At 54.3% G+C, this 13,327-nt stretch carries 10 protein-coding genes; 3 read left to right on the forward strand and 7 right to left on the reverse strand.

Going from position 1 to position 13,327, the window contains the following annotated elements; genetic code table 11:
* Nucleotides 1-22 precede the first annotated feature (22 nt).
* Nucleotides 23-3,523 carry a C25 family cysteine peptidase gene (locus tag ABIK48_04650; GenBank protein MEO0021444.1) on the forward strand — a complete coding sequence of 1,167 codons (3,501 nt, stop codon included), beginning with the start codon at nucleotides 23-25 and terminating at the stop codon, nucleotides 3,521-3,523.
* Between the two features lie 480 nt (nucleotides 3,524-4,003).
* Here the strand turns inward: ABIK48_04650 and ABIK48_04655 are convergent, their stop codons facing one another.
* Nucleotides 4,004-4,603: a hypothetical protein gene (locus tag ABIK48_04655; GenBank protein ID MEO0021445.1), complete on the reverse strand. Its 600-nt coding sequence runs from the start codon at nucleotides 4,601-4,603 to the stop codon at nucleotides 4,004-4,006.
* A 280-nt stretch (nucleotides 4,604-4,883) separates the two neighbouring features.
* Here ABIK48_04655 and ABIK48_04660 point away from each other — a divergent pair, with 280 nt between their 5' ends.
* Nucleotides 4,884-6,857, forward strand: a complete 1,974-nt coding sequence (locus ABIK48_04660) for a tetratricopeptide repeat protein (GenBank protein MEO0021446.1) — start codon at nucleotides 4,884-4,886, stop codon at nucleotides 6,855-6,857.
* 23 nt (nucleotides 6,858-6,880) lie between these two features.
* Here the strand turns inward: ABIK48_04660 and ABIK48_04665 are convergent, their stop codons facing one another.
* Nucleotides 6,881-8,536, reverse strand: a complete 1,656-nt coding sequence (locus ABIK48_04665) for an NAD+ synthase (protein ID MEO0021447.1) — start codon at nucleotides 8,534-8,536, stop codon at nucleotides 6,881-6,883.
* Nucleotides 8,537-8,933: 397 nt separating this feature from the next.
* Here ABIK48_04665 and ABIK48_04670 point away from each other — a divergent pair, with 397 nt between their 5' ends.
* A complete protein-coding gene (locus tag ABIK48_04670; GenBank protein ID MEO0021448.1) occupies nucleotides 8,934-9,773 on the forward strand; it encodes a polysaccharide deacetylase family protein in 840 nt (279 codons plus the stop codon).
* Here ABIK48_04670 and ABIK48_04675 read toward each other — a convergent pair.
* The 5 genes from ABIK48_04675 to ABIK48_04695 form a co-directional block, all read right to left on the reverse strand.
* A complete protein-coding gene (locus ABIK48_04675) occupies nucleotides 9,723-10,289 on the reverse strand; it encodes a 3D domain-containing protein (protein ID MEO0021449.1) in 567 nt (188 codons plus the stop codon). The two genes, ABIK48_04670 and ABIK48_04675, sit on opposite strands and share 51 nt — an antisense overlap.
* 166 nt (nucleotides 10,290-10,455) lie before the next feature.
* On the reverse strand, nucleotides 10,456-11,487 hold the full coding sequence (ruvB, locus tag ABIK48_04680; protein ID MEO0021450.1) for a Holliday junction branch migration DNA helicase RuvB: 1,032 nt from the start codon (nucleotides 11,485-11,487) through the stop codon (nucleotides 10,456-10,458).
* A 1-nt stretch (nucleotide 11,488) separates the two neighbouring features.
* Nucleotides 11,489-12,085, reverse strand: coding sequence for a Holliday junction branch migration protein RuvA (gene ruvA, locus ABIK48_04685; GenBank protein MEO0021451.1), 597 nt, complete (start codon nucleotides 12,083-12,085; stop codon nucleotides 11,489-11,491).
* Entirely contained in the window at nucleotides 12,058-12,591 is a 534-nt protein-coding gene (ruvC, locus tag ABIK48_04690) for a crossover junction endodeoxyribonuclease RuvC (GenBank protein ID MEO0021452.1), read from the reverse strand. Before ruvC ends, ruvA begins: the two co-directional genes overlap by 28 nt.
* A complete protein-coding gene (locus tag ABIK48_04695; GenBank protein ID MEO0021453.1) occupies nucleotides 12,533-13,291 on the reverse strand; it encodes a YebC/PmpR family DNA-binding transcriptional regulator in 759 nt (252 codons plus the stop codon). The genes ruvC and ABIK48_04695 overlap by 59 nt, the downstream gene beginning before the upstream one ends.
* Between the last annotated feature and the right edge of the window lie 36 nt (nucleotides 13,292-13,327).

Consider the following 13,327-nt stretch of genomic DNA (forward strand, 5'->3'; position numbering starts at 1 on the left):
CAAAGGAGGCACAGTGAAAAATATGTTCATGACAATAATACTGCTTGCCGTATCTGCCGGTGCAGCTGAACTCAGCATCAGCCTGCATCTTGACCCGGCAGCAGTAATACTGAGTCAGCAGGACAGCTGGACGGTGGTCCGGCTGGCTGCTGCTCCTGAGGGAACGGTTGTGCTGGCAACGGATGAGCCCGGAGAACCGCTGTTGCCAGTGCTGTCGGGGAATGTGCTGATTCCGCCTGATGCCCGGTTGAAGTCAGTCCACCTCAAGGTGGTGGAGTGGCAGGAGCTCGGGACAGGTTTCAAGCTCTATCCGGTGCAGCCGATGAGACCGCTATCCCGGTTTAACTCGGTTCCGTTTGTAGCGCCCAAAGCTGAAATTTACCGTTCGGATCTGGCTTACCCGGCAGAGATGGTTCAGGCAGTTCCTCCCGGCTCCAAAGCCGGGTTCCGGCTTTCCGGATTTCTTTTCTGTCCGTTTGCATATCACCCGGCATCAGGCAGACTGCGAATGGCACAGCAGGCGGTGCTGACGGTTGAGTATGAAGCCGGTTCTGTCCCGGTTGCACATCTCAGTCCCGGCCAGCTGATGCTGGCGCGTGAAGATGTTGCCCGGCTGGTGGTTAATCACGAGGATATCGAAAGATTTGCGCCGGCAACAGTGGAATCTGATGGCCCGGAGCTGGATGTGGCGGTGATCACCTCCAGCACCTTAATGCCCGCAGTCAGCAGTTTTGCCGGCTATCTGCGGCGTAAGGGATACTTTACCGAGGTATTCGCAACGGAGTCAATTTATGTTCAGTATCCGGGGCGGGACAATCCCGAGAAGATCCGGAATCTGCTCAAGGAGCTGTTTGTCACCCGCGGGCTCAAGTATGTGGTTTTAGCCGGGGATGTCCAGCATGTGCCCTGCCGGACCGGTTATCTGCCCTATTCGCCTTACAACGTTCCTGCCGACCTTTACTATTCGGACCTGGACGGGACCTGGGATTTTAACAACAATGGTCAATTTGGTGAGTATTCCTATACCAGTTACAATCCGGATTCTGTGGATTTATTTTCCGATATCGTGGTGGGCCGGCTGCCTCTTGATGACGCCAGTCACCTCGCCAATTTTCTGCGCAAGGATACGCTCTATGAGCGCCATCCGGATACAACCTACCTCCATAGAGTACTTTTGCCATTTGAAGCCCTGTGGTCAAATATTGACTATTACGGCCGGATTGTGAACAGAAATATCGCCATTGCCCTGTCGGGGTCAGGAGCCTGGACTGTGGACTCAGTCTACAATATGAGTCCGTCCCAGTGCGTAGCGAGCATCAACTCCGGCCGGCATCTGTTTCATTTTGCGGGCCACGGCTCGGTGAGTGCATTCGGCTCAACATTTTCCACCAGCAACCTCAGCTCACTGACCAATACGACCATGCCGGTCATCGTCAACTCAATGGCATGTGACTGCGGAAACTTCGACCAGCAGGATGGCCTGGGCGAGCAGTTTATCAATGCTACCGCCGGCGGTGCGGTATCAACCTGTCTGAACGCCCGTTACGGCTGGGGCGCACCGCCGAATATGGGACCTTCGGAGAATCTGTGCATGGAGTTTTACAATAACTACCTCCGGGGCTGCAATCAGGGAAGGGCCTATGCTTTAGCCAAGGATTTCTTCCGGAACGCCGCTTTCAGTCAGATGACCTATCGCTGGTCGGTTTATGAGTGGACCCTGCAAGGGGATCCGACAATGCTGTTGTGGCGCACTGCGCCCAAGGGGTTGCTCGTTTCCTGCCCGGACACGATTCGGGCAGAACCTCAGGTGCTCGCGGTAGAAGTGCGGTATGCCGAGGGGCAGCCAGCAGCTGGTGCCCGGGTGGCGATACTTCATGGTGACGAGCTGATAGGACGCGGTATCACCGGCGGGAATGGCCGGGCACAGGTAGTGCTCCGAGAGGTTGGTGATACCTGGAGCCTGATCCTGAGCGTAACCGCACAGGACGGTGCACCGGTGGAGAGAAGGCTGGCAGTAAGGAGCGGTAACACCGGGCCCCTGCTTGTGTATCGCGACCTCCGGGTTGATGACGAAAACGGGCGTTTGGACCCTGGCGACGAGGCGAATGTGTATATTACAATCGCGAACGATGGCAATCAGGCAGCAGAAAGTGCGACCGCAATTCTGCATGCTTGTTCGCCCTTGATAACTTTAATAGATTCGGTGAGCAGCTATCCCGCGACCGCTCCGGGCGATACCGCCTCGGGCGAACCGTTCCGGCTGCGGGTAAGCCCAGACTGCCCTCACGGACAGCGGGTTGAGCTTGAACTGACGGTCAATGCCGATTCGGCAGCCTTTATCTCACAGCTGGAAGTCGTCGTCGGTATGCCCCATGCCCGCGCCGGGATTTGGGCGGTCCACGATACTGCAGACTTTGTTGCCGCGGTGTGTGCGAACGGTGGTATCGGAACTACCAGCTGGCGGGGCGAAGGGCTGGGGTTTATTTATCCGAAAAATCACCCCTGGTCCTCATCAGCAATGATGCACGGTGCACTGCTGTTAGGCATCAGATACCCGGATACTTTCTGGGTGGCGGACAATTATTACGGCACACCCTGGCAGGCGACGGCGCAGGACTTTGCGATCGTGGATTCGATCCGGCCGGTGCTGCCGCCGGAATTCGGGGATCAGGAGTTCGTTGCGGTATTTTCCGATGCCCGGCATTCTCAGCCGAAGGGAATATCTGTTACTCAGCGTTCATTTGTGAGCGCGCGGACCCAGCACAAGGATTTCATGGTGCTTGAATACCGGATTCATAATAACGATACGATGCCGGTTACCAACCTCTGGGCTGGTGTTGCATGCGATTTCCGGACCGCGTTCTGGAACCAGAACGATTCGGTGGATTACCCCGGAGTGGACACCGTCCGTAACCTTGCCTATGTCCGGGCACAGCCGGAAACACTGACGCTGGGTGTCCGGCCGATTTATCCACCAGAGGTGTCCGGTTTTGCCAACTGCATCTTCCATCAGACTTGTATTCAGGACGGTTTCACCAAAAGGGAAAAGATGGACTTTCTTGATGGCACCCAGCGTGCTGTATCCGGAACAAACATGGGGAACTGGCATGCTCTGGTCTCCTGCGGGCCGTTTACAATTCTGCCCGGAGACAGCCAGATCGTTGCCTTCGTCATTGTCGGCGGCAGAACGGTGGCGCAGATGAGTGCTGCATCCGATACCGCATTCAACTGGTACGAACCACAGGTCGGAATGCGGGAAGCAGGACCGGGCCGCCTGTCCCGGCTCCGGATCCAGGTTCGGCCGAAGGTTTTCAGCCGCAATGTAACCATCAGTTATATTAAGGATCAGCCTGGATCACTGGAAATGCGGGTTTATAATTCAAGTGGGAGACTGATGGAGCAGGTGGACATCCCCGATGCCGGGGTTTCGGGAAACTGGCACTGGGTGCCCAGGGTGTCGGAGCGGGGTATATTTTTCCTGAAGGTTAACGGACAGACGGAAAAAGTGGTCCGTATCGAATAACGGGCAGAGACGAAAACCGGGGCTTGACATGGCGTCAAGCCCCGGATCTTTTTAAGGAGGCAACCGGCGGTAGCCGCAAATTTCCATCCTCGAGGCTTAATTTGGGGGCGGGCTGATGCAGGCAGCAAGCAGTCAGAGACTTAAGGTGGATAGGCGCGAGCCTTTCTTTCAGACAGGCCCGATTTTTGGAGAGGACTGCTGGGGTGGTAAACTATGGGGCCTGCATCAGCCCGCCAGCGTTATAAACCGACCTAACGCAACCCCCAAACTCCCTCCTTCTTATTACATCCGCTCTCGGATGTAACCCGTTATTATTATATAGCACCCCGCATGCCAATAAAAACCATGAATACAAGTTATTAATTATCAATAAGTTACATGGTTAAGGCTAATTCTGGTTCAAGTGCGACATTTTTAAGCCGAGTCAAGGGTCTGCACTGTAAGCTTCGGTTTTTTAATCTGTTAGCGATGCGACCGGTGTCAAGGGTTGACAGTGGAGGCGGTTAGCCTCAGCCCCCTGCCAGTGGACAGGTTTTCGTAAAGTATGATTTTCCGGGCGCCGGTTTTTTCAATCCAGTAAATTTCGTCAAGGTGTGGCTGGTGGACCAGAATTTTCTCACATTCAAATGATCCGGCGGGAATGTCTATAGTATCGGTTCCAGTAAGACTCAGTTCAGCAATAGTTGACATTCCGCCCGGAGGCACGGTTAACGGAGTGACCACGAGAATATGGAGTGGTATATCAGCGCTGATGATTTTTAAGCTCCGGCAGAGGAACGGCAGCTGGCAGAAATCATAGGTCAGGGCACCGGTGGGCAGAAGGTTTTCAATATCGCCGTCAGAAGTGCGAGTGATGATCCGGGCGTTTCGCTCCTGATAGAGCGTGGCAATAAACAGCAGGGTATCATTTTCTGCCGGATAGATGAGCGAGCTCAGAGGCGTGAGGTCCTCACGGTTGAAGGTAACTACAGTCGATTCGGTCCGGTAGCGGTTTGCCGCTCGGGAATTCAGAACCGGGAACCGGTCGACGGTGGCGAGCCGAAAACATGGAATTTCAAGATTTACCCGGCTGACTTTCATCACTCGGGACCCAAACGGTGCTGGGTTGCCGCTCAGATTGATCCATTCATAAACGACGGTTTCGCCATCAACTACCGGTGGTGGTGCGAATCGGGCGATGGGTTGAAGTACTGTTCTGCCTGCCTGGCGGCAAAGACAGGAGATGAGCAGAGCCAGAGGGATTAGTACCAGATTCAGTCGCCTGATAGGGCTATTATATCGGGCAGTGGGCGGCTGTCAAACAGCAAGACCTGCATTTATTTAGTTGACAGAGTAAACAGGTTTTAGAAACTTTGAATTAATGAGCGGTCAGCAGATTGCCGAACGACTCCGCACCCGTCCCGGGCTGACTCTGATTCTGGCAGCGCTGGCGATGATTCAGGTGGTGCTGTATCTCCAGACTCTGAAGTATCAGTTTGTCTGGGACGACCGGCTGCTGATTGTCGAGAATCGTCTGTTGACTAAATCCGGACCCTGGGGAATATTCGCCCGTCCCTTCTGGAGCGGAACCGAGGTGGCGGAATGGAACCGGCATCTGGTTTACTACCGTCCACTGACTACACTGAGTTTCTGGCTGGATTTCAAGCTTGCCGGTCTGAACCCGGCATATTTCCATCTGGTGAATATAGTCCTGGCAGCAATATCAACAGTGCTGGTTGCGCTGATCGTGTGGGAACTGCTGCATTCCGGTGTCTGGGCTGGAATTGCCGGGCTGCTGTTTGCCACCCATCCGGCTCATGTGGAGTCGATCGCCTTTGTTTCGGGCCGGACCGACCTGCTGCTCACCGTATTCATTGCTGGAGCCGGTTTTGCGCTGTTGCGCTCGTTCCGGAAGCGGGATCGGCGCTGGTGGTGGCTGGTGCCGCCGCTTTTTCTTTTCGGGGTGTTAAGCAAGGAGACCGGGATCATGTTTCCGGTGCTGGTGCTTTTGACGCCGCTTCTGATTCAGGTGCGGCCGCTGCGGGGATTTTATCTGATGGTACTGGGTGTTTTCCTCGCGGCGGCGGCATATCTGGTCATGCGGTGGATTGTATTCCGTCAAGCAATACCGATGCCAGCCGGCTTTTTCCCGGTTGATCTTACTAATGCGCTCAACACCTTCGGCTATTACATTCGGATGTTTTTCTGGCCCTTTGATCACCATGCGAAGATCCCAGTAAACCCGGCATTTCTGAAACCCCAGTCTTATTTCCTTTATGCACTGATATTTCTTTTTTCAGTGCCACTGGCAGCGTTTCGGCCGAGGTTCCGGCTGGCGCTCTGGACTTATGCCTGGACATTTTTCCTTTTACTACCGGTGAGTAACATCATTCCGCTCGGGCCGCAGGCAGCAGAAAGGCTCCTGTATCCTGCCTCCGCCGGTCTGGTTGGACTGGTAATTGTGATTCTATCCCGACTGCTTTGGTCGCTCAACCGTACCCGGCAGACTGCTGGGGTGCTGCTGACACTGATCGCCATGGTGTTCGGATATGACAGTTTCCGGCGGATGCCGGTCTGGGAGAATGAACTCAGTCTGTTTTCCGCGATGGTCCGGGAGGCACCGGGAGCCCCGAGCGCCTACATGGGACTGGCGCGGGTGCTGAGTCCGTCAAATCCCGATTCGGCAATCCGGCTTCTGAACCGGGCAATCATTCTGGATCAGGGGCTGGTTGAAGCGCATATAAACATCGCCGGGCTTTATGCGCGCAAGGGTGACCTGCGCCGGATGTTTCACCATCTCCGGCTTGCCGAAGAGCTGGAACCCGGTTCTGCCCGGGTGCATAACAACTTCGGCTACGGATATCTCTTTGCCGGGAAAGTTGACAGCGCCGAGGTGCGGTTCAGGCAGGCACTGGCGATTGATTCCACCCTGGTTCCATCCCTGCTGGGTCGGGCGCTCACCGTCGGTATTGGCGGGAGAATAAATGAGGCTGGTGAGATACTCAGCCGGCTCGTGACGGTTGAACCGGCATGGTGTGACAGTGCACGGCTGATAATCAGCGGGTTTTACCGTCTTCAGTCGGCAGATACGAGCGTGCTCACCGCCAAGAGCCGGGCGCTGCTGGTTAATCGCCTGGGCAGTCTGCTGGTGGTACTGGGAGACACGGCGCCGGCTGAGCTTTATTACCGCCGGGCGCTGGAACTGGACCCGGAGTGTGTGCCTGCGCTTTACAACCTGGCGGTACTGATGATCAATCGCGGCAACAGGGCGGAGGCGATGGTCTATGTCCGGCAGGCGTTGCGGCTGATGCCGAATCTCCAGGAGCTGCAGGCGCTGAAGGCCCGGCTGGAATGAGAAGTCCAGGATAGCTGAGAATTTCAGTCCTGATAGCGGGCAGCAATTGGAAAGCGTCGGCCAGTACCGAAGGCCCGACTGGTGACCCGAAGTACCAGCGGCGCCTGGCGGCGCTTGTATTCCATTCGGGCGACCTGACGAACTACCCAGCGGACCGTTTCTGGTGGCAGGCCCCGGGCAATGATTTCATCGGCTGAATGCCCGGCTTCAATATGCAGTTCCAGAATCTGGTCAAGTAAGGGGTAAGGAGGCAGATTGTCCTCATCCTTCTGATTGGGCCGGAGTTCTGCCGATGGAGTTTTGGTAATGATCGCCTGGGGAATGATTTCCCGGAATCGGTTGATATGACAGGCAAGTTTGTAGACCATGGTCTTCGGCAGATCCCCGATTGCTGCCAGACTGCCGCTGAGGTCGCCGTAAAGAGTGCAATAACCGACCGCCAGTTCGCTCTTGTTCCCAGTGGCAAGGACCAGCGCATTAAACTTGTTGGCGAGTGCCATCAGGATGTTACCCCGCAGCCGCGCCTGAATGTTTTCTTCGGTTTCATCCCAGGGGCGGTCGCCAAACACCGGTTTCAGGGATGTAAGGAACTGACGGAAGAGCGGAGTTATTGGAATGGTTAGAAGTTCAATCCCGAGGTTAGTGGCAAGGCGTCTGGAGTCATTCACGCTGCCCTCTGAGGAAAACTCAGAAGGCATGGTTACACCGAGTACATTTTCCGGGGTAAGGGCGGCGACTGCAAGACAGGCAGTAACTGCCGAATCAATACCGCCGGACAGGCCGATTACCGCCTTTTGAAATCCGCACTTCCGGAAGTAGTCGCGAATACCCAAAACAAGCGCCTGATAGACCGATTCCATCTCTTCCTCTGTCTCTGTGCCCGGTCGTATGGTTGGGGCTGCCGGCAGTGAGCGGGTGTCAAAAACGAAAATCTGTTCCTGAAATGGATTGAGGTGTGCCCGGATGTTGCCGTCGGCATCCATAACAAGACTGTTACCGTCAAAGATCAGCTCATCATTGGCTCCAACCTGATTGACAAAGATAAACGGCAGGCGATGGCGTATGCAGTGGTGTTTAAACATTTCCAAACGCAGTGCCGGCTTACCCAGCCAGAAGGGCGAGGCAGATATGTTGAGCAGGAGGGTGGCTCCCAGTCGTGCCTGTTCAGCAATCGGGTCCAGCTGGTAGCGGTACTTGGGCTGGAGCTGGGGCAGATTCCAGGCATCCTCGCAGATGGAGACGCCCAGCCGTTCATCACCAAAATTCCAGAGCGTGACTTCCGAACCGGGATCAAAGTACCGAGTTTCGTCAAACACGTCATAAAACGGCAGCAGGAGTTTGGGCTGACAGAAGACCTGCTCTCCCTGATGAAAGCCGAGGGCACAGTTGTAAATTCCTCTGCCGGTCGGGCGCTGATTTCTGATGAGTCCACCGACCAGAATCGCACACCTGTACTCATGCGAAAGCCGGGCGACATCTTTAAGTGCCAATTCTGCCTTCTGGACAAACCAAGGCAACTCCAGCAGATCCTTGGGCGGATACCCGGTGATGAAGAGCTCAGGCAGAACTAATAGATCCACCCGCTGACTGCAGACCTGCTTGAGTGCTGCCTCGAGCTGCCGGATATTTCCGGCAATGTCACCAACTACCGGGTTCAACTGGGCGATAGCAACCCGCATGATTTATAGTGTGCCAATTATCGGCAGACTGTCAAAAAATGCAATGTCAGGTTTAACCCTGGAGTAGCCCGAATGGGCTGACGGTTCGGTGGGTTATGGGAAGAGCCGGTAGTTTTAACCGAGATGAGGACTGGGGAAGAGCCCTGAGATGATTTATTCCGAACAGGGCTGGCCTGTGGATAGTGGGTGCGGTTACCGGAACTGCCCCGGGGGAAGAGAAAGGTCCTTTTGATTTATGGGCACAATATTCGGATAAACAATAACTTAAAAGTCCATGCAAGCCCTTGTGGGTCCGGGCTTACATTTTTGACAGGAAAGCAGGTTGGTGTATTATCAATGAGCAGGGTCATATTTTATCTGGACCCCTGCGAACAGATTACGATGTCTAAATTGTAAGATGCTCTTACTGCTCTTTTCTCTATTGTTAAGTCTCTCGAGTCGGGAGCCGGATCTGAGCCGGCATATCGTCGTTTTTACCATTGATGATGGTTATCGTTCGGTTTATGATTATGTCTATCCTCTCCTCAGAAAACATAAAATGACCGCTACCATCGGACTGATTACGGATTACCTTGCCGGTCCCGGAGGGCGGTATGGCAATCCGGCGACATTTCTGAGTTATCAGCAGGTCCGGGAGATGCTTGATTCAGCAGGAATTGAAATTGCCAGCCACACCCTTTCTCATCCGTGGTTGACCCGCCTCGACAGTGCCGATGCCTGGAGGGAAATATATCGATCAAAAGAGGTTCTTGAGTCACTTTTTGGCGTGCCGGTGATTACATTTGTTTACCCTTATGGAGACATGGACTTCCGGACGGTGCGAATGGTACGTCGCGCCGGCTACCGGCTGGCAAGAGCGGTTCGTCCCGGGGTGGTGAACTTCTGGGTAGACCCTTACCGGGTTCCCGAGTTTGAGCTGCGGCGCGGGACTACACTGGAGGCGGTAAAAAACCACATTCGAAACAATCCGGTCGCGGTTCTACTCCTGCACCGTGTTGTCCCTAATCCCAGAGTGTTCACTGAATGGCCGATGGATAGTTTTGCTGACCTGGTGGCGTGGATGGCGGAAAACAGGATTCAGACGAGAACGCTGGCTGAACTTTATTATGAATGGCGGCAGGGGGTGGTGGCGCTGATGCTGAGTGAGCGCCATACTGCCGGACTGATTCCGGACTCTGATTCAGTGTTACTCAAGAAGGTAGATGTCGACAAAACCGGAACTTTTAACCCCCGCTGAGCTTAAAAAATTCATATACTCCCTTTTCCCGATAAACACATCAATATGTTTACCTTTGACCGCACCCCCGATGTCATGGGCATAAAATACGCCGTTCAACTGCCGGCCATTAACACTAACCCCTTCAAATTGCGGAATATACAGTTTTGAACCCAGTGGTATGATTTCGGGATCAACCGCAATGGATTTCAGTTCAGTCAGGGTAAATCCACCATGGCCAAGAAAGCGGTCCACAACCTTAACCCTGCCCGAGCCCTTGAGGTAGCTGATACACCTTCCATCCCGGAGCCGGGCAGCAGACTCGGTTTTAAAATCTTTGACAAACGCCGAGGAAAATCTGCCCAGCAGTTTCCCATCAATGGTGTAAAGCGGTGTGGTCCGGCTCTTGGGATAGTCGGACTCTTCAACTACCCAGTAATAAGTAACTTTAAACCTGCCCAGATAGCGGGCTGTGCCTGTTTTTCCCTCAATTCCAGAATACAGCCATGCTGGTGGCGGCCGCCAGGTTCCGGACACCGGAGCGGTGTTTACCTGAGGACCCAGGCATCCGGAGAATAAAAAAACCGCGAAAACAAACCACTTAGACATTTCCTTTTAATTATCCCGATAGCAGGCACGGGTGTCAAGAAATTCACCCTTGATTATAACTTATTGATTTTAAATTATTTAATTACAGAGTCGGCTAAAGGAGGTGGGGTTGTTCCGGTTTTGGCGGGGTGCGATTCAGATGTTGATAAGCAAGTTTTGTCGCAATTCTGCCTCTTGGAGTGCGCTGAATAAACCCCTGCTGCACCAGGTAAGGTTCATAGACCTCCTCAATTGTGCCCGGGTCTTCGCTTACTGCAACTGCAATTGAGCCGATGCCTACCGGTCCGCCATTGAACTTTTCTATTATTGTTAAAAGAAGCCTTTTGTCCATTTCATCCAAGCCGCGGTGGTCAACATCCAGCTGTTCCAATGCATAGCGGGCGATCTCAAGGTCGATCAGTTCCTTACCTTTTACCTGAGCAAAGTCCCGGACCCGGCGCAGGAGCCGGTTGGCGATCCGTGGTGTGCCGCGGGCGCGGTTGGCAATTTCCCACGCGCCGTCCTCGTCGATTACAATTTTTAAAATCCGGGCACTCCGCAGGATAATCTGATAAAGCTCCTCTGGTGGATAATAGTCCAGTCGCAGGATGATGCCAAAGCGGGAACGGAGTGGTGCGGTCAGCAGTCCGGTGCGGGTGGTGGCACCCACCAGCGTAAATGGCGACAAATCAATGCGTTCAGACCGGGCACCCGGACCTTTATCCAGCAGGACATCAATGGCAAACTCCTCCAGTGCCGGATAGAGGAACTCCTCAACCGCCTTATTAGTCCGATGGATTTCATCAATGAAGAATACATCCCCCCGGTTCAGGCAGGTCAGAATGCCTGCAAGATCAGCCGGACGTTCAAGAATCGGACCGGCAGAGCAGCGAATCTGACCACCCATTTCATTTGCCAAGATGTGGGCAAGTGTCGTTTTCCCGAGACCTGGCGGACCGGAGAGCAGAACATGCTCCAGCGGCTCGGAGCGCATTTTCGCCGCTTCAATAAAGATCCGGAGGTTGTCCTTGATCTTTGTCTGGCCAATGAACTCATCAAGAAACCGGGGTCTGAGGGTTTCATCCAGACATTCCTCGCCGTTCAGCCGCCGGGGAGAGGAGATGCGTTCCGGACTTTGGTGACGCATATCAGTCTTGGAGGGCGAGTGCCTGTTTTAACAGCTCCGGCAGGGTGGTTTCAGGGGTAATATGGAGCCGTTTCAACCGCTGCAGCGCCTCCTTCCGTTTCAACCCCAGAGATTCAAGCGCATTGACCGCCTGCTCAAAGATGTCAGGTGTCAGCTGATGCTGTTCTGCGGTCTCGGGTCGAGAGCCAGACAGTTTCATAATTAGTTCTGAAGCCTTTTTCTCACCAATTCCCGGAACTGAGCGCAGCAGCTGGATGTCCTGGCGGCGGATTGCAGCCAGGATTTCAGCCGGCTCGAAACGGGAAAGCAGATTTAGTGCTGCCTTGGGTCCGACCCCTTTCACTGCAGTGAGCTGGCGAAAGACGGTAAGTTGTTCCTCGGTGTCAAATCCAAACAGTTCAATGCCGGCGCGACTAACCTCCATAAACACAAACAGTTGCGCACATGCACCCTGGTTCGGCAGCCGGCTGGAGGTGGAAAGCGGAACACGGAGTTCAAAGCCGATACCGTTAACATCAAGAATAATCATCGTGGGCTGTTTGATTGCGATTATCCCCTTGAGACGGCTGATCATCGACCAAGTCTGGATTTCAGGCACCAGGCGACTGCGAGGGCATCGGCGGCGTGCTCAGGCAGTCGGCCGTTAGTCCGGAGCAGTTTCCGGATCATATAATTCAACTGGCTTTTGGATGCCCGACCCGAACCGGTAACTGCCAGCTTGATCGTTGCCGGAGTCAGTTCATAAACCGGGATCCGGTTTTTTGCCAGGGCGGTCAGGATGGCGCCCCGGGACTGTGCGGAAAGGATGACACTGCGTGCCCCACCCCCTTTAAAAAAAAGGGTTTCAATCGCACAGCAGACCGGCTGATATCTGCGGACAATCCGGCAGATTGTCTGATTGAGCACCAGCAGCCGGGTGGCAATGGTGTCCTGCGGTGAGGTTGTTATCACTCCTTGGGCAACGAGTGCACCATTCGGCTCAATAATTCCAAAACCGGTGGCACTCAGACCCGGGTCAATGCCGAGGATTCTGCCCTGGATTGATTCAGGTTCCGGACGAGCTGAGCTTTTCGAGCACCTCGTCCGGGATATCGAAGTTGGCATAAACCTGCTGGACTTCTTCCAGCTCCTCCAGCATCTCAATCAGTTTCAGCACCTTGGGTGCGTCCGACTCCGAAACCGGCACGGTGTTCGTCGCAATCTGAGTGAGCTCAGCCCGATCCCATTCCACCCCCGCCGACTTCAGCTGGCGCTTTACCGCCTCAAAACTTTCGACTGGCGTGATTACGGTAAAGTTTGTGGCGTCGCTCTGGACATCATCAGCGCCCGCCTCCATTGCCGCGCTCAGCACCGTATCCTCGTCGGTTTTTGAGCGGTCAATTACAATAATACCTTTGGGTTTGAACTGCCAGGCAACACAGCCCGCTGCGCCCATGGAGCCGCCGTATTTGTCAAACACATGGCGCACTTCAGCAGTAGTCCGGTTCTTGTTGTCGGTCAGGGCACGCACCAAGAGGGCAACTCCGCCCGGTGCATATCCCTCATAAAAAACCTCTTCATAAAAAACTCCCGGCAGTTCACCGGTCCCGCGCTTGATTGCCCGTTCAATGTTTTCCGCCGGCATATTGATTGCCCGTGCCGCCTCAACCGCGGTGCGCAGTCTGGGATTGGCTTCAATATCACCGCCTCCCATTCGGGCAGCGGTAGTGATTTCACGGATGAGCTTGGAGAATGCTCTTCCCCGTGCTGCGTCCAGCTTACTTTTCTTGTGTTTAATTGTTGCCCATTTCGAATGTCCGGACATAAATATCCTCCTGAAAATTTAAAATTCTCTGCTAAA

The organism is candidate division WOR-3 bacterium (genome assembly GCA_039801085.1).
Classification (GTDB): Bacteria; Hydrothermota; Tepidihabitantia; order Tepidihabitantales; family Tepidihabitantaceae; genus JAOABP01.

Coding starts and splice junctions, on each gene's coding strand:
- ABIK48_04655 (MEO0021445.1), bottom strand. CDS start 4,603: ATGAAAGTCAGCCGGGTAAATCTTGAAATTCCATGTTTTCGGCTCGCC.
- ABIK48_04670 (MEO0021448.1), top strand. CDS start 8,934: ATGCTCTTACTGCTCTTTTCTCTATTGTTAAGTCTCTCGAGTCGGGAG.
- ruvB (MEO0021450.1), bottom strand. CDS start 11,487: ATGCGTCACCAAAGTCCGGAACGCATCTCCTCTCCCCGGCGGCTGAAC.
- ABIK48_04660 (MEO0021446.1), top strand. CDS start 4,884: ATGAGCGGTCAGCAGATTGCCGAACGACTCCGCACCCGTCCCGGGCTG.
- ABIK48_04650 (MEO0021444.1), top strand. CDS start 23: ATGTTCATGACAATAATACTGCTTGCCGTATCTGCCGGTGCAGCTGAA.
- ruvC (MEO0021452.1), bottom strand. CDS start 12,591: ATGCCAACTTCGATATCCCGGACGAGGTGCTCGAAAAGCTCAGCTCGT.
- ABIK48_04665 (MEO0021447.1), bottom strand. CDS start 8,536: ATGCGGGTTGCTATCGCCCAGTTGAACCCGGTAGTTGGTGACATTGCC.
- ABIK48_04695 (MEO0021453.1), bottom strand. CDS start 13,291: ATGTCCGGACATTCGAAATGGGCAACAATTAAACACAAGAAAAGTAAG.